At 55.0% G+C, this 14,946-nt stretch carries 17 protein-coding genes; 8 read left to right on the forward strand and 9 right to left on the reverse strand.

Going from position 1 to position 14,946, the window contains the following annotated elements:
* Positions 1-5: 5 nt before the first annotated feature.
* Entirely contained in the window at positions 6-1,496 is a 1,491-nt protein-coding gene (locus KORM41_RS09580) for a TadE/TadG family type IV pilus assembly protein (RefSeq protein WP_068143820.1), read from the reverse strand.
* 288 nt (positions 1,497-1,784) lie between these two features.
* Between KORM41_RS09580 and KORM41_RS09585 the strand changes: the two genes are divergently transcribed.
* The 4 genes from KORM41_RS09585 (at position 1,785) to KORM41_RS09600 (ending at position 5,188) form a co-directional block, all read left to right on the forward strand.
* Complete coding sequence (locus KORM41_RS09585; RefSeq protein ID WP_068143821.1) at positions 1,785-3,074, forward strand: Tad domain-containing protein; 1,290 nt, start codon at positions 1,785-1,787, stop codon at positions 3,072-3,074.
* 6 nt (positions 3,075-3,080) lie between these two features.
* Complete coding sequence (locus KORM41_RS09590) at positions 3,081-3,554, forward strand: TadE/TadG family type IV pilus assembly protein (protein WP_068143823.1); 474 nt, start codon at positions 3,081-3,083, stop codon at positions 3,552-3,554.
* Position 3,555: 1 nt separating this feature from the next.
* Positions 3,556-4,020 (forward strand): TadE/TadG family type IV pilus assembly protein, encoded by a 465-nt coding sequence (locus KORM41_RS09595; RefSeq protein WP_082719668.1) that lies wholly within the window; start codon positions 3,556-3,558, stop codon positions 4,018-4,020.
* An 85-nt stretch (positions 4,021-4,105) separates the two neighbouring features.
* On the forward strand, positions 4,106-5,188 hold the full coding sequence (locus KORM41_RS09600) for an alpha/beta fold hydrolase (RefSeq protein ID WP_068143827.1): 1,083 nt from the start codon (positions 4,106-4,108) through the stop codon (positions 5,186-5,188).
* A gap of 109 nt (positions 5,189-5,297) precedes the next feature.
* Here the strand turns inward: KORM41_RS09600 and hisN are convergent, their stop codons facing one another.
* Positions 5,298-6,104 carry a histidinol-phosphatase gene (gene hisN / locus KORM41_RS09605; RefSeq protein ID WP_068143829.1) on the reverse strand — a complete coding sequence of 269 codons (807 nt, stop codon included), beginning with the start codon at positions 6,102-6,104 and terminating at the stop codon, positions 5,298-5,300.
* Positions 6,105-6,205: 101 nt separating this feature from the next.
* On the opposite strand from hisN, the gene KORM41_RS09610 reads away from it, so the two are divergent.
* The gene (locus KORM41_RS09610) at positions 6,206-7,336 is read left to right on the forward strand and encodes an NAD(P)/FAD-dependent oxidoreductase (protein WP_068143831.1); all 1,131 of its coding nucleotides are present in this window, start codon (positions 6,206-6,208) and stop codon (positions 7,334-7,336) included.
* Here the strand turns inward: KORM41_RS09610 and KORM41_RS09615 are convergent.
* From KORM41_RS09615 to KORM41_RS09625, 3 genes are read right to left on the reverse strand one after another with little or no spacing between them, the layout of a single operon-like run.
* The gene (locus KORM41_RS09615) at positions 7,333-7,590 is read right to left on the reverse strand and encodes a GlsB/YeaQ/YmgE family stress response membrane protein (protein ID WP_068143832.1); all 258 of its coding nucleotides are present in this window, start codon (positions 7,588-7,590) and stop codon (positions 7,333-7,335) included. The two genes, KORM41_RS09610 and KORM41_RS09615, sit on opposite strands and share 4 nt — an antisense overlap.
* Positions 7,587-7,835 (reverse strand): hypothetical protein, encoded by a 249-nt coding sequence (locus tag KORM41_RS09620; protein ID WP_068143834.1) that lies wholly within the window; start codon positions 7,833-7,835, stop codon positions 7,587-7,589. The genes KORM41_RS09615 and KORM41_RS09620 overlap by 4 nt, the downstream gene beginning before the upstream one ends.
* Positions 7,836-7,844: 9 nt before the next feature.
* Positions 7,845-8,060 carry a hypothetical protein gene (locus KORM41_RS09625; RefSeq protein ID WP_068143836.1) on the reverse strand — a complete coding sequence of 72 codons (216 nt, stop codon included), beginning with the start codon at positions 8,058-8,060 and terminating at the stop codon, positions 7,845-7,847.
* Between the two features lie 242 nt (positions 8,061-8,302).
* Between KORM41_RS09625 and KORM41_RS09630 the strand changes: the two genes are divergently transcribed.
* Positions 8,303-9,667 carry a methyl-accepting chemotaxis protein gene (locus KORM41_RS09630; protein ID WP_068143838.1) on the forward strand — a complete coding sequence of 455 codons (1,365 nt, stop codon included), beginning with the start codon at positions 8,303-8,305 and terminating at the stop codon, positions 9,665-9,667.
* 90 nt (positions 9,668-9,757) lie between these two features.
* Here the strand turns inward: KORM41_RS09630 and KORM41_RS09635 are convergent, their stop codons facing one another.
* Together KORM41_RS09635 and KORM41_RS09640 are read right to left on the reverse strand one after the other, a co-directional pair.
* A complete protein-coding gene (locus KORM41_RS09635; protein ID WP_068143840.1) occupies positions 9,758-10,216 on the reverse strand; it encodes a gamma-glutamylcyclotransferase family protein in 459 nt (152 codons plus the stop codon).
* An 80-nt stretch (positions 10,217-10,296) separates the two neighbouring features.
* On the reverse strand, positions 10,297-10,593 hold the full coding sequence (locus tag KORM41_RS09640) for a putative quinol monooxygenase (protein WP_068143842.1): 297 nt from the start codon (positions 10,591-10,593) through the stop codon (positions 10,297-10,299).
* A gap of 137 nt (positions 10,594-10,730) precedes the next feature.
* Between KORM41_RS09640 and KORM41_RS09645 the strand changes: the two genes are divergently transcribed.
* Together KORM41_RS09645 and KORM41_RS21805 are read left to right on the forward strand one after the other, a co-directional pair.
* A complete protein-coding gene (locus KORM41_RS09645; RefSeq protein WP_068143843.1) occupies positions 10,731-11,141 on the forward strand; it encodes a hypothetical protein in 411 nt (136 codons plus the stop codon).
* Complete coding sequence (locus KORM41_RS21805; protein ID WP_156431855.1) at positions 11,119-12,435, forward strand: pentapeptide repeat-containing protein; 1,317 nt, start codon at positions 11,119-11,121, stop codon at positions 12,433-12,435. Before KORM41_RS09645 ends, KORM41_RS21805 begins: the two co-directional genes overlap by 23 nt.
* 250 nt (positions 12,436-12,685) lie before the next feature.
* Here the strand turns inward: KORM41_RS21805 and KORM41_RS21810 are convergent, their stop codons facing one another.
* Positions 12,686-12,823, reverse strand: coding sequence for a hypothetical protein (locus KORM41_RS21810; RefSeq protein ID WP_156431856.1), 138 nt, complete (start codon positions 12,821-12,823; stop codon positions 12,686-12,688).
* 245 nt (positions 12,824-13,068) lie between these two features.
* Positions 13,069-14,901 (reverse strand): translational GTPase TypA, encoded by a 1,833-nt coding sequence (gene typA, locus KORM41_RS09655; RefSeq protein ID WP_068143846.1) that lies wholly within the window; start codon positions 14,899-14,901, stop codon positions 13,069-13,071.
* Positions 14,902-14,946: the final 45 nt, after the last annotated feature.

Below are 14,946 nucleotides of genomic sequence, written 5' to 3' on the forward strand. Positions count from 1 at the left end.
ACCTCCTACTTTGAAAGCCTGAGGTTGGATAGTTGCCTGCCAATGGAATCGAAAGCCTCTTCAAGTGACGCGGCGGTGGGCGCATGGAAATAAAAGGATGGGTTGGTGGCGCAGGCGGAGTAGGCAGCCTGCGTACTGCTATCGGGCGTGTCGCCGAAGGTGATGGTGTAGATAATGATACCATCGGCCTTGATGTTTGCGCATGTGGTGTCGAACCGGTCATCCAATTCGTTGCGTGCGTCATAGATATTGTTGAACCCAAAGTCCTCGACTCGGCCGTAGGCGGTATAGTCTGATCCGCCGAGCTCATCATCAGCGCTGATGAACTGGTTTACGCCGTCGGTCAACATCACGATCACTTTGTCCATAAAGGGCTCGTCATGATCCAGCGGCAGCTCTGCGGGGCTGCCAGACCACTGTCCGCGCCAGTTGGGGCTTACGACGCGCCAACCCCAGGTCAGCCCAAGGTTGGCCGCAGTGCCACCGAAGCTCCAGGGCTCCATGGCATCGATGGCATTAAGGATTTTCGTCTTCTCGGCAACCAGTGGTGTGATTTGGGGGCCGCATCCCCTGTTGGGGCCGAGTGCGGTTGAAGAGTTGTTGACTTCTTCAATGGTGCGCACGCCTGTGTCGTCATCGATCCAGGGGTTGTCCTCTTCCGCTTCATACCAGCCCCGTCGCCAGCTGTATTTCCATGTTACATAGTCTGTGTCTTCCCAGAAATAAGGCTCAAACGGTGCGAGGCTGGGGGGCGTATCTGTCTGGTCTTCACCGTCCGGGCGCGCCTCAAGGCATCCCATCCATTCAGTGGGTGAATATTCATTATCCACCTTTGTTTTCCCCGCAGCCGACAGCCAGTCATAATGCGCGTTTCCGACATTGACGTGGGTAATATAGGGAACAACGCCAACCCATAAATTTGTGTTGGTCTCATCATCGCCATACACCACATCAATCAGATTAGCGGCGGCGGTTTTCATAGTGGTAATCTTGTTGTCGCTTCGCATGGAGCCGGTATTGTCCATTACCAGTACAAGTTCCATGCCGCGGGTTTCCCGCGTAATTTCGGTATCTACCGTTACGGTCAGGGAATCGTAACCAAACAATGTCATAAAGGTGGCTTCGACGGTGGCGGTCGCGGTCAGTGTGATCAGTTCATTGTCATCGCTGATGACAATATTCATGTCGCTTGCGGATGCCATGCCGCCCGTAGCTGCTATGTTCGCATTGAAAAATTCAATCGCGTCGGCCTGCATGGTATCTACGTCCATTGCATGGCCAGCGGCCAGCCCGGCAGAGTCCAGTGACTTTTGCAGCACATCCTTGACATAAAAGACGCGCGCACCGTCGATTGTGAGCCCGGCCGCGGCCGTCAGTGTCAACATGCTGCCAGCCACCATGGGCAGAAGGCTGCCGCGCTCATCCTGACCAAGACGCGCCAATAAGCGGTTGGCAGCATCAAGTGCCTTACCTGTCTTTTTTATCCACTGTTTCATTGCCTGAACCTTGGAAACTACCTGTTTGGTTGAAAGGCTGAGCCTCTGGTTGTGGCATGTAAAGAAATGCAGAAAGTTTTAGGTAAATTGCGCCCATGAAATAGTTGGGTTGTGTGAATACGATCTATGATTTTATGTAATGTTTTTAGGAAGTTAAGGTGTGTATTTGGGCAAGTTCAATCGCCAATTTTGCTAAAAAACGGGTTATTTATGCACCGAATGTAAACGAATCTGCAGTAGCGTTTTAGGTCCAGGCAACGTGACCGGAACGACAGGCAAACGATTCGGATGATAAAGCTTTCGGAAATAAAACGCTTCTGGCGTGACGAGACTGCTGGCATGATCACTTTAAGTGCATTCATGTTGCCAGCAATATTGGGTTTCGCCGGGTTGGGCATGGATGTATCAGGCTGGTACATGGAGCGGCGTGATGTCCAGAACCTGACAGATATGGCCGCAATCGACACCGTGCACTCCGGCAATAACTTTACCGACGCTGATCTGCAAGCGCAGGTTTCTACTTTCCTGAATGACCGGGGATTCGACCCCGCCCGGGACACTCTTACGCTGAATACTCCCCCAAGTCAGGGCGATTATGCAGGGCAGACCGGCTTTTATGAAATTATTGTCTCCCGGAATGTAGAGCTGACGTTCCTTAGCGCTTTCTATGCCATTACAGGCAACTCGCTCACCGTCAATGTCTCGGGGCGGGCCGTGGCAGGTACACTCATTATCGGCACTCAGTGCGTCGTGGCACTGGACGACACAGAAGATCGGGCATTGAATTTTTCGGGCAGCACGATTGTGGGGACCGACTGTGGTGTGGCATCTAATAGCGTTAGCGAGCAGGCCATCTATATCGGGGGTAATGCCGAGCTTGATACGGTATCTGTGCAAACTGTAGGTGATATTGAAGTCTCTGGCGGCGGGGTTCTCACGAGTGATTCTCCGCCACAGTCGCTGTCCACTCCCGCTGATGATCCATATACCAGCCTGCCGATCCCAACCGATATGGGGTGTGATGTTTCTGGCAACACAAATGTTGGTGACAATGATGTAATGACGCCGGGTCGTTACTGCGGCAATTTGCGCATCCAGGGTGAGAATATTGTATTTGAGCCGGGCGTATATGTGATCGAAGGTGGCGACCTGATCGCCAATGCGAACTCCGAGTTCTCGGGGGAAGGCGTGACCTTTATTTTCACAGGTGATACCGCCGGTGATGTGGGTAGCATTTCGATGAACGGTAGTGCTACGGCAACGCTTTCCGCACCGACCACAGATGGCGATACATATGAAGGTATCCTCGTTTATCAGGACCCTATTGCCGATTACCGCAGTGCAGGGGTGTCTGCCATCTTCAATGGTGGGGTTAACCTCATGCTTGATGGTGTGATTTATATGCCGCGTGCAGACATCACTTTCACCGGCGGCGCCCAGGCAGAACCATCCTGCCTGCAGGTATGGGGTGCGACGGTTACATTTTCTGGCGATAGCGTAATCGGCAATGATGATACAATATGCGAATCCATGAACCTGGAGACATCTCCACAGTTCCGGATCATGTTGGTGGAGTAGGGAGAAATGGCGTTCCTGCAAAAACTGCGAAAAGACGAAGACGGCTCCATCGTTATTGAGACAGCAGCCATCATGACGGTGTTGGCACTGATTTCTGTTGGCGTTGTAGATTTTGGCCTGGCCTACGCTCGCAATATGCAGCTTTCAAACGCGGTCAGGGCTGGGCTTCAGTATGCGCTCGTGCGCAAGCCCGTGAATGACGATTATTCGGCCATAATCGCCGCAGTTGAAGCCTCCGCGCCGGCGGCGGACCCCAGCGCTGCCCGTGAAGTAACGGCAACGCTATATTGTGAGTGTCCAGACGGATCCGCAAGCGATTGTACCACCACTGGCGGGGTTGATATCACATGTGACGATGGCACGCTCAGGAAGGCCTATCTGGATATAACACTCACTGAAGAATATGATCTTCTGCTGACTTATCCGGCAATAGCAAGCAGCCTTACGCTGAGCCAAACCGTAACAGCGCGGTTGAACTGATATGACAAAGACGTCTCCATATCAGCGACTGAAAGCTTTATTGGGGCGTTTGCGCTGCCGAGATGACGGTGTTGCGGCGGTTGAGTTCGCCATGACAATTCCCATTTATCTGGGCACCATCATCATGCTGATTGAGTTGTCGCGCATCGTCTACACGCAGGCGGTGGTTCTTTATGCGGCAGAGGAAGCGACGCGCTATGCGCTCGTGCATTATGACGCTACATCTAATGACGTACAGGCGATCGCCGAGGCGAACCTGCTGGGGCTGGACCCAGACAACATTACGGCCATAATTATCACATCCCCTGTTGACCCGACGGATCAGACCAAACTGGTGACGGTGGAAGTGCAATATCAATATTTGCCGATCCTGTCGCTAGAGGCATTCCTCAACTTGGGCGATGATGCCGGACTTGCCATAACCGGTGAGTCCAGAGGCTTTTTGACAGAAGAAATACCCTACTAAACTTTCGTGTAACCGCCAGTTTCTCCCAATTACCGCTTGTCTCAAACGGCTATAAGTGGCAACGATTGGGGAAAATGGGTGTGTTATGACGACAGAAAACGAACAGGAAGCCAGCGCAGCCATGAGCGTGGCTGGCGAAGAATATCCAAGTGCCGAGATTTTGGCAGCTGCCAAAGAAAAACGGCGCACTGTGCCAGAAGATGCGGTCTTCAGTTATTTTGTGGCTCCGGATGACCGCCGCATTCGGTATGCCCGGTTTCCAGCAAGCAAGGTTTTGGAGCCCAAAGGCACTGTGATCTTCCTGCCTGGTCGCACCGAGTTCATCGAAAAATTCCTTGAAGATGTGCATATATTTAATGCGCTTGGGTTCGCCTGTGCAGCCATGGACCTACGTGGTCAGGGCATGTCCTGGCGCCCGCACCCGAACCGCGACAAGCACTATGTACGTACGTTCGACACACACCTGACCGATGTGAAAACCCTGTTTGAAGAAAAGCTGATTGGCAAAATGCCAAAGCCTTTCATTCTGATGGGCCATTCGGCCGGCAGTCATGTGATCCTGCGCTTCCTTCGGGAACACCCCGGTTATGCTGATGCAGCCATTACAGTTGCCCCGATGGTGAGAATTGCGACGGGCGGGTTGCCAGATTTTGTCGCCAAGGGGCTGCCGCTAATCATGCGTTATATGGGGCTTGGGGCGGCTTATATTCCTGGCCATACGGCCTTCAAGGAAGGACGCTGGGGCTGGCGCAAGAAACTGACACACGATGATGACCGTTTTGAAGATGAAGACTTCTTCATCAAAACCAAGGACAAGCGGCTGGCCGTCGGCGGGGCAACATACAAGTGGCTATGGGAAGCTTTGAAATCATGTGACAAGCTGAACGCAGAGGGTTGCCCGGAAGGGATCGAAACGCCGGTACTGATGCTTCAGGCAGAGAAAGACAGCATCGTCGACAATGCCGCCCAAACCAAACTTGCCGAACGGATGCCGAATGCCAAACTGGTGGTCATCAAGGGAGCGATGCACGAAATCCTGAAAGAAACCGACGGGATGCGGGCAGATCTGTGGCATGCCATCGCCGCATGGATGGATTTGGAAAATGGCCCTGATTTTGGCGACGATGTGCTGCAGACCAACACACCGGCCCCATTGGAGGACAGTTGAGTTCTTTCCGGTCCCCCCGGCAGTGTGTTCGCTAGAATAGCCCAAAGGTCGTCCTTCGGGCTATTTCGAAGATAGCCTTCGCTGCAGCATGCTTGATATTGCAAAGTCGCTAGGACTGGAGGATATCCATCACCTGCTCAAGAAGTGTCGGGTCCCCCAAGGCCAGGAGCCGCCCACAGTCGCCTGGCGCCTCCCCTTCCCAATTGGTGGCGGATCCGCCAGCACCCCGGATCACCGGGATCAGCGCCATCATATCGTATGGCTTGAGGCCGCTTTCTACCACCATATCCATGTGGCCTGCCGCCATCACGGCATAGGCGTAACAGTCAAGTCCATAGCGAACCAGCCGGATTTCCCTTAGAAGCGTATCGAAACGGTCGCGCTCAACACCCTTGAACAGGCCTGGGTCGGTACTTGAAAGAGTAGCCTTGTCAAGGCTTGGGCAGGCACGGGTTTTGATGGGCATATCATTCAACGTAGCGCCGCCGGGCCAACCCAGATAGCGTTCCTTGATGTAAGGCTGGTCGATCACGCCGATCACCGGCTCGCCATTGTGCCGGAGCGCAATCAGCGTTCCCCAGGTTGGCAGGCCGGAAATGAAAGCGCGTGTGCCGTCGACCGGATCAAGCACCCATTCGAACGGGCCTGCGGCTTCCTTGATGCCAAATTCTTCGCCGAAGATGCCGTGGTCGGGGTAGTGTTCTTCAATCAAGGCGCGGATCGCTTTTTCCGCTCCCTGGTCTGCCTTGGTCACTGGGTCGAAGCCGTCGCCCTTGTCTTTGTCGTCCACACCAATCGGTTGCCGGAAATAGCTGAGCGTGATCTCCGCGGCAGCGTCAGCCAACTTGCAGGCGAAGGCGCAGAGTTCATCAACCTGATCCTTTGAAAGCACATCGGAATGTGGTGTGGCGGTCATGATAAGTTCCCGTGACGTGAGTGAACAAAGATTTTCATCAATGGCGCCTTGCCATTGCGGCCACTTTAGACCACAAATTGCCCGGAAGAAGCAACGGATGTATGGCAATGGAAGCTGATTTTCTGATCGTCGGAGCCGGTATCGCGGGGGCAGGGCTTGCGTACCGCCTGACGCCACATGGCAGGACGGTCATGCTGGATATGGAAGAGCAGGCTGGCTACCACACGACCGGACGGTCCGCAGCCTTTTATGCTGAAACATATGGCGGCCCGAAGCTTCAGCCGCTCACCACTGCTTCCAAAGATTTCCTGACCAATCCGCCAGAGGGTTTCAGTGCGGCCCCACTGATGAACAAATTGGGTGCTATCCATGTGTTCAGGGAGAACCAGCGCACGCAAGCTGAGGCCGTCTTCAATGAAATGCACGGCGCCTTGCCGGGCGTTCGCATGCTGGATGCTGACGAGGTTCTGGAGCAGGCCCCGCACCTCAAAGAGGGCATCTTCGCCGGCGGCATTGACGACCCCGATTGCGGTGACCTGGATGTCGCTGCGCTCCACCAGGGGTATTTGCGTGCGGCTAAGAAAACGGGCGTGGAAGTGCTTCTGGGAGCAGGGCTTGAGGCAGCGGCGCACGATGGTACCATGTGGCATGTAAAAACCCGGTTGGGGCAGGTGAAAGCGCGTGTGCTCATCAACTGTGCAGGCGCGTGGGCAGACGACATTGCCCGCCGCGCTGGCGTTGAGCCGCTTGGGCTGAAGCCGCTCAGGCGAACCATCATTACGGTGCCGAAACATGAGGGCGTGCCGTTTGACCGCCACGGCCCGGTGATTATTGATGTGGACGAAGAGTTTTACTTCAAGCCCGAGGGTAATGGCTATCTCGTCTCCCCCGCCGACGAGACGGAAAGCCAGCCATGCGATGCCCAGCCAGAGCTGGAGGACGTTGCGGTCGCGGCCATGCGGTTTGAGGAAGCGACAGGGATGCCGGTTGAAAAGATTGAGGCCAAATGGGCAGGTCTCAGGACCTTTGCACCTGACAAGGCGCCGGTCATTGGGTTTGATGCTGATCACCCGGCCTTTTTCTGGAATGTGGGGCAGGGCGGCTACGGCATTCAGACATCACCTGCATGGTCTGAATTGGCAGCAAGCCTGGTTCTCAAAGAAGGTGTGCCGGACATGCTTGCCCGGCACGGTGTGATGGCTGAGGCGTATCGGCCTTGTCGCCTGCGTTAATGGCGCCTGCGTCGGCGCCTGCGGTGCCGGGTTTCGCCGAAGGCAAACACCAGGATCAGGGCTCCTGCAACGCCTGCAATGACATCGCCGATCCAGCCTGTGGGCCCAAGGCCAATCACGCCGAACAGGAAATTGCCTATCATACCGCCGAAGATGCCCAGTATGATGTTGCCAAGGGCGCCATAACCCTCGCCCCGGATGATGTGGCCGGCCAGGAAGCCGACGATAGCGCCTGTAATGATGGTTCCGATCATAAAGCCTGCTCCTCCTGGTTGGCGGGGTGTGTGCTGAAGCGGAACAGCATTGCGCCCGAAAAGCCTGTTATAACAGAGCCGAACATGTTGATCGGGCTGAAGCCCAGCAGACCGACAATGAACCAGGCCGCGATTGCCCCTATCGCACCCAGCGCGATGTCGCGGGTGCCGCCAAGGCTTTTTCCTTCAAGAAGTTTTCCTGCAAGCAGCCCGGTAAGGGCGCCAGCCAATAATGCACTGATCATGCTGCCCTCCTAATAGCGGTAGCGCCTGCCGTAACCGCGGTCATAGTCGAACTCGCGGCGGAGCTCGTCATTGCGGTATTGGCTGAGCGCATAAATGGCCCACATGGCAGCCACAGGCCAGCCAATGAAGGTCATCCACAAAAGGGCATTCATCAAACCCTGAAAAGGGCGCCAAATGGTGAAAAACACCATGGGTGGGAAAAGTATCGCCAATATCAGGCGCATCTGATCCTCCTCTATCCTCGCTATGTGTCGACATTTTTTTGTCTTATTTAAAAGATGTGGGAACAGACCGGTGTGTTTTCAAGTTTCGCCGCCTGCAAGCCCTGCTGAAAGCCGCCCCCGGGACGACGATATGTCGCTGCTGTTTTTGATACGCAACCGCCAGCTACTGTGCTATTGAGCCAATCAGGCACATGTTTATGTGGGTTAGGGAAGCCTCTCGAGGCTAGGGGTTGTGTATCGAGATGATCAATTTTCTGCGTAATTTCAAAGTGAATGTCCGTATCTGGACGCTGACTATTCTGGCGTTTCTGGGCATGATTTTCATCGTTTGGGAATTTTCGACGCTGGTCGCGGAACTACAGGCCGGACGCGTGTCGCAGGCTGAGTTCGAAAACCACCAGAACCTGGTGTATATTGTGACAGCCATTCTGATAGCGGCGATCTTTGCCCTGTCTTGGGCCATTACTGCCAGCATCATGGGGCCGCTCAGGCGCCTGCAGGCTGAGCTAAGCTATCTTTCTGAAGGCAAATATGACAAGCCGGTGACCGATACGGACCATGGCGACGGCATCGCCGCCATGGCGCGCGCGGCTGAGTTCCTGCGCAACAACGCGCTTGAGACCGAGCGGCTTCGGCAGGAAGCGGATGACGCGAAGGCGCAGCAAGCCGCGGCAGAGCGTGAAGAGGAAGAACGGCGCCACGCTGAGGAAACGCGCCGCCTGCAGGAAGAGCAGGACAAGGAACGCCAAATGAAGGCCGAGCGGGACGCGATGCGTTCTGACCTTGCGGACAGCTTTGAAAACGAAGTCTCCGGCGTTATCCAGTCGCTCTCCGGCGCGGTGGCCGAGTTGCAGATGGCAGCCGACACCATGACCGATGCGATTGAGCAAACCACGATGGAAGTGAGTGCGGCTGCGAGCGCAACCGACGCCACAAGCCAGGATATGATTTCCGTCGCCGAGGCCACAGAGGGACTGACGGGGGCGATCGGCGAGATCCGCACGCAAGTGGAGCAGGCGAATTCCATCAGCATCAACGCCATGACGGTTACCAAAGATGCCGCAGAGCGCGTAGGTTCGCTGTCGAGCGCGTCCGAACGGATCGCGGAAGTCGTACACCTGATCAACGATATCGCAGAGCAAACCAACCTGCTGGCGTTGAACGCCACCATTGAGGCAGCCCGGGCAGGCGAGGCAGGCAAGGGCTTCGCGGTGGTTGCCAATGAAGTGAAAAGCCTAGCGAACCAGACGGCACGTGCGACGCAGGAAATTGAAGAGCAGGTGGCTGCCATGCAGTCTGCCACCAAGGAAACCGTGGACGGCGTGAATGAAATTCACCGCACCATCAATCAGGTGAGCGAGATTTCCGGCATGATTGCCGCCGCAGTGGTGGAACAGGAAGCCTCAACGGGCGAGATTGGCCGAAGCGTTCAGAACGCCAGCCAGGGCACAGCCAACCTGGGCCAGAACGTCGGCCGGGTGCAGGAAATGGCGCAGAAGAGTGCCGGTGCCGCCAATGTTGTGAATGAAAGCACCGGTGGCCTGACCGACCAGGCCAGCATTCTGGAAGATTCCGTCAACCGCTTCCTGGCGCGCCTGCGCGGATAAGCTAGCGGCTTGTAGGATCAATAAAGGCTCGCCTTTCGGCGGGCCTTTTTCATGAACTGCAGCGAAGAGGCCGGCGCAGATGCCTTTGCCCTAGTTACGCTTTTTCGGGTCGCCGATCGGCCGGTGGCTTTCGATATGGTCAATGTACCAGCCAGGGAAGCCATAGCTTTTGGCTGCCTTCAGGACCTTTTCGATATATTCGGTTGTTGCCTGCTCGGGCTTCATATTATCGCACACATAAACAAGCGCAGGCACGATCTTGCCGCCGCGGGTCATCACCAGCATGGCCTCAGGCCGATACTTATAGTCCGTGAAGGATGACAGGTGCGTGGTGTAAAGCGTTTCAAGTTCATCGTGGGTCAGGTTCGCCAGAATCCCGTATACAACGCCGTCGCCGTTTTCGTGCAGATTGGCAACGGGTTGCATCAGCATTTCATAGCCATGAATGCAGGCTGGCGCAAACGCGCGCTTCTTGATGCCGGCTTCTTCCAAAACGCTCAAGCTGATAAAAGAACCGTAGAAAAAAACCTGTACCTTGCGGTCGGTCATATAACCCTCTCCCAATTTCCCCAGCAGTTTCTTATGAACACGCGCAGGCGTGTTGCGTCAAATATTATCTTATGTGGTGGCTATAGCTTTACTGGGGTCGCTTCATAGCGTTTCACATTGATCGACAAAACCTGCATGCCAGCAAGGGCCTGGCGGAACTTTGCCGTATTTTCCGATTTCAAGTGCCTGGCGAGGGCTTCCTTGGCTTCCCATTCCTCATAGAAACGGAAATTCCCCGGCATATCGATGTCTTCCGACATCTGGTAGGTGATGTTGCCTAGCTCCTTGCGCGCGGCGCGAACGAACTGTTCGAACGCTTCTGTCGCCTCGCGCCGGTATTCCGGCGATATCTCAATCAGGCCTGTTACAATCAACAAGTCGGGCCCTCCCGCAGTGCATTTGGGCCAGTATAGTCACAAGACCTTTCGCAGCTGTTAATGCCACGAGCGCCTTTTGGTTGCATGGGTGCGACCCTTGCGGTCATAGTTGGTGTGAACCAAGGATGGGGAGCGCCATGGTTGATGACAAAAGAACCGACGAGCAAGGGTACACAGATCCGGAAACGGGCAAGCCGATCATCTATGCCGACAATGTGCCTGAGTTGTTGCGGGGTGATTTGATGCTGTCACCAATGCGGCAGCGATATGCAAAACGGCTGGATGAAATGACGCACTTGGAGCGAGCCAAACGCGGTAAGTTAGCTTGGAATTCTTGGGTGATAGCTACAGCAGACAAATGGCTTACTCGTCACGACAGAGCAAACCAGATTGAGGTGGTTATCTCTGCTATAAATTGGATATGCTTCGAGGATGAACTTCCATCAAATGTAAAGTATATTTCACATACTAGCTTCGCTGGGTATTGCTTTCCATGCAATGTCTCTTTTCAGGGCATTACATTTAATGGCAAAGCTGCCCCCCCCTAGCATTCAGCTTGTCGAGGATGTTTCTTTTCCGATTTGCGTTTCATTTGTTGGGGCGTTTTTCTGCCAACAAGCTGATTTTCGTAATGCCTTATTTTCGGGGACTGTGGAGTTTGACAAGAGCAGATTTGTAGCGGACGCAAATTTTAGTGGGGCTGAGTTTCTGGGAAAAGCGCATTTTAGGCAGGTGCTGTTTGAGTGGTTTGCAGATTTCTCGGGCCACGCCCTAGGTTCGATAGGGCCCAATGAAAAGGGGGCTGCACGTTTTGTAGCACACGCGGACTTTCAACAAACGGTATTTGTTGGCGGAGCAAGATTTGCGGGAAGGCAGTTTGTAAGGGGCGTCGAGTTTATTAGCGCCGTGTTCCTTTCTCATTCAGATTTCTCAGGTTTCATTGTACGCCGAGGAGCTTCGTTTCAAGATGTATATTTCGTGGGAAATGCAAGATTTGCATATGCCACAATTGTTGGGGCTGCAAACTTTGATAAGTCGGTGTTTCTTAATGGGGCTAGCTTTGTTGCAGCTAACGTAGGAGCAGGAACATCTCTTGAAAATGTTGAATTTGGAAAAGTAGGCAGGGGACTGCCTAATGTCACTTTCGGGTGGTGGCCTGAACGATTGCGCATAATGTTCTTGGAATTAGTCGAAAAATCGAAGACAGAAAATTGTGTCCCAGATTTCCGAAGTGCGCAATTCGCCATTGCCCCCAACCTGGGACAAACTCATGTGGTGATACCGGATACACCTCCTCTCAGCCTACGCGCATGTGAAAGAATGTTTCTACCCTCTGAAGCATGGCGTGTCGCGGACTCTATGGCGGCGGCAAAGCTCCGGCGCATGCAAGAACTGGCAGCAGATGGACATCATCATTTAGTGGAAAAGCGCTTCTTTAGGGCGGAACTCCTGTGCCGCCGTGGGCATGAAGCTACGGTGCGGGAAACGCTGATGATCAACTTGTTTGAGCTGTTCAGCATGTGCGGCCTGAGTTTCCGGCGGCCTGTCATGTGGTGGCTAGGGTTGTTTGCTGTGTTCTTTGCCGTTTATGGCGGGTTTGCGGGGTTGTTTGAGGCTGGCTGGTCAGTGGAAGACAGCTTTCATCTTATCAATTATACCTTCTCGAACGCGACACCTGTGCTGGGTGTGATCAAGGCCAATGATAGCGCGGCTGTGCAGGCGCTGTTCACTGGCGGGCAGCCGCCCTGGGTGACGCTACTGGCGGGCGTGCATAACCTGATTTCCACAATCTTCCTGTTCTTCGCGCTTCTGGCCATCCGCAACTATTTCAAGCTGGGCTAGTGGCCTTTGCCCAGTGGACCCTGTTTGCAGCGCTGGCGGTACGCCAAACGGGTTCAGGGTGACAGTTGAGAAATAGTGATCACTGTCATGCTGAACTTGGATCAGCATCCATTAGTTTCGTGGATCAAGATAGATTCCGTTCCCTCGCGGCTTTCGCCGCTCGCCCGGAATGACGGAGTGCTGGCATGCGGGAACGCGCAGCAGGCTGGCCTGCTGCGGCGTAAAAATTCTTCATATGGCCGGGTGGCTGTTAGCCGCGCTTTTTCTTGAAGCGGGCAAAGAAGCCTTCGCCTGGCGTATAGGACTGGGCAGCTTCCCATTCCTGCAGCTGGCGGGCATATTGTGCTTTGGTGATACCGTATGTGGGCACAGGCTTCTGCTGTTGCATTGTCTCTTCCTTCGCTTGTCGTATCGAGCCTTTATGTTGGCCCTTTTGTCGTGTTTTTTATGGTGCCTCTTTGGGCGCCTCTTATTCACCTTATCTGGTGATGTTTTTCATAAATACAAGATACGGATTAATGCGGCATTAAAAAGGCGGCGAGCGGTGCAATAAAAAAGGCGATCCGTTTGGATCGCCTTTAGAATTCTCTTTTCCCCTGTACAGGCATGAAGCCTCAGGGAATGACAGCGGCCTTATTCAGCAGCCTTCGCGGCTTTCTTGCGCTCATGCGGCAGCAGGAAGCGCTTGCGCAGACGAATGCTCTCTGGCGTTACTTCAACAAGCTCGTCGTCGTTGATGTAGGCCAGTGCTTCTTCCAGCGGCAGCTTGCGCGGTGTGGTCAGCTTCACGGCTTCGTCCTTGCCAGCGGCGCGGATGTTCGTCAGCTGCTTGGCTTTTTGGACATTCACGTCAAGGTCATTGTCGCGGCTGTGCTCGCCAATGATCATGCCTTCATAGCACTCATCGCCACCTTCGATCATGATCACGCCGCGTTCCTGCAGGTTAAAGAGCGCATAAGTCACGGCCTTGCCGCTTGCGTTCGCAACCAGAACGCCACGCTGACGGCCCTGGATCGGGCCTTTGTAGGCGTCGTAGCGGTCGTAGGAGCGGTTCATGATGCCGGTACCGCGCGTGTCGGTGAGGAACTCGCCGTGATAACCGATAAGGCCACGGGCAGGGGCGTCAAAGGTCAGGCGGACCTTGCCGCCGCCTGATGGCACCATGCCGGTCAGTTCCGCTTTGCGGAGCGACATCTTCTCAACCACCGTGCCCTGATAGGCTTCGTCCACATCCACCTGAACCGTCTCGTATGGCTCCAGCTTCTTGCAGTTTTCGTCCATCTTCATCAGGACGCGTGGGCGGCTGATCGCCAGCTCAAATCCTTCGCGGCGCATGGTCTCGATCAGAACGCCAAGCTGCAGCTCGCCGCGGCCTGCCACCTCAAAAGCGTCCTTGCTTTCGGTTTCGGTGATCTTGATGGCCACGTTGCCTTCAGCTTCCTTCATCAGGCGGTCGCGGATTACGCGACTGGTCACCAGCTTGCCTTCGCGGCCCGCCAGCGGGCTGTCGTTTACGGCGAAGGTCATGGCAAGGGTTGGTGGGTCAACCGGGATGGAGTGAAGCGCTTCCTTGACTTCAGGAACGGCAATTGTGTCGGCTACCGTGGCGGTCTGCAGGCCGGCGATGGCAACAATGTCGCCCGCTTCGGCTTCTTCAACCGGCGTCCGCTCAAGCCCGCGGAAGGACAGTAGCTTCGAGATGCGGCCAACTTCGATCACTTTGCTGTCACGGCTGAGCGCGTGGATTGCGTCACCCACTTTCGCACGGCCCGTTTCAATCCGGCCCGTCAGGATACGGCCAAGGAAGTTGTCACGGTCCAGCATGGAAACCAGCATGGAGAACGGCTTGTCGGCGTTACCATCGGTCACCACTTTCGGCGCCGGAACATGTTCCAATACTTTCTCAAAAAGCGGGTGCAGGTTTTCGCGCGGGCCGTCCAGTGTGTCATCGCACCAGCCGTCGCGGCCGGAAGCATAGAGGATCGGGAAGTCCAGCTGGTATTCGTTGGCATCCAGGTTCACGAACAGGTCGAATACTGCGTCGGTTGCAGCGTCTGGGTCTCCGTCCGGCTTGTCTACCTTGTTTACAACCACGATTGGCTTCAGGCCAAGTGCCAGTGCCTTCATGGTTACGAACTTGGTTTGCGGCATCGGGCCTTCGGCTGCGTCCACCAGCAGAACAACGCCGTCAACCATCGACAGGATGCGCTCAACTTCGCCGCCGAAGTCGGCGTGACCTGGGGTGTCCACAATGTTGATGCGGGTGTCGCCCCACATCACGCTGGTGCATTTCGCCAGGATGGTGATGCCACGCTCGCGCTCCAGGTCGCCCGAATCCATCGCGCGTTCTTCAACGCGCTGGTTTTCGCGCACGGTGCCCGACTGTTTGAACAGGTTGTCCACCAGCGTGGTCTTGCCGTGGTCAACGTGGGCGATGATCGCGATGTTGCGAATATTCTTACTCATGTCTGCTTCCTGGGGGCTGTCGTTGCCCCAACTTAAAAAAGGCTT

Source organism: Kordiimonas lipolytica (assembly GCF_001550065.1).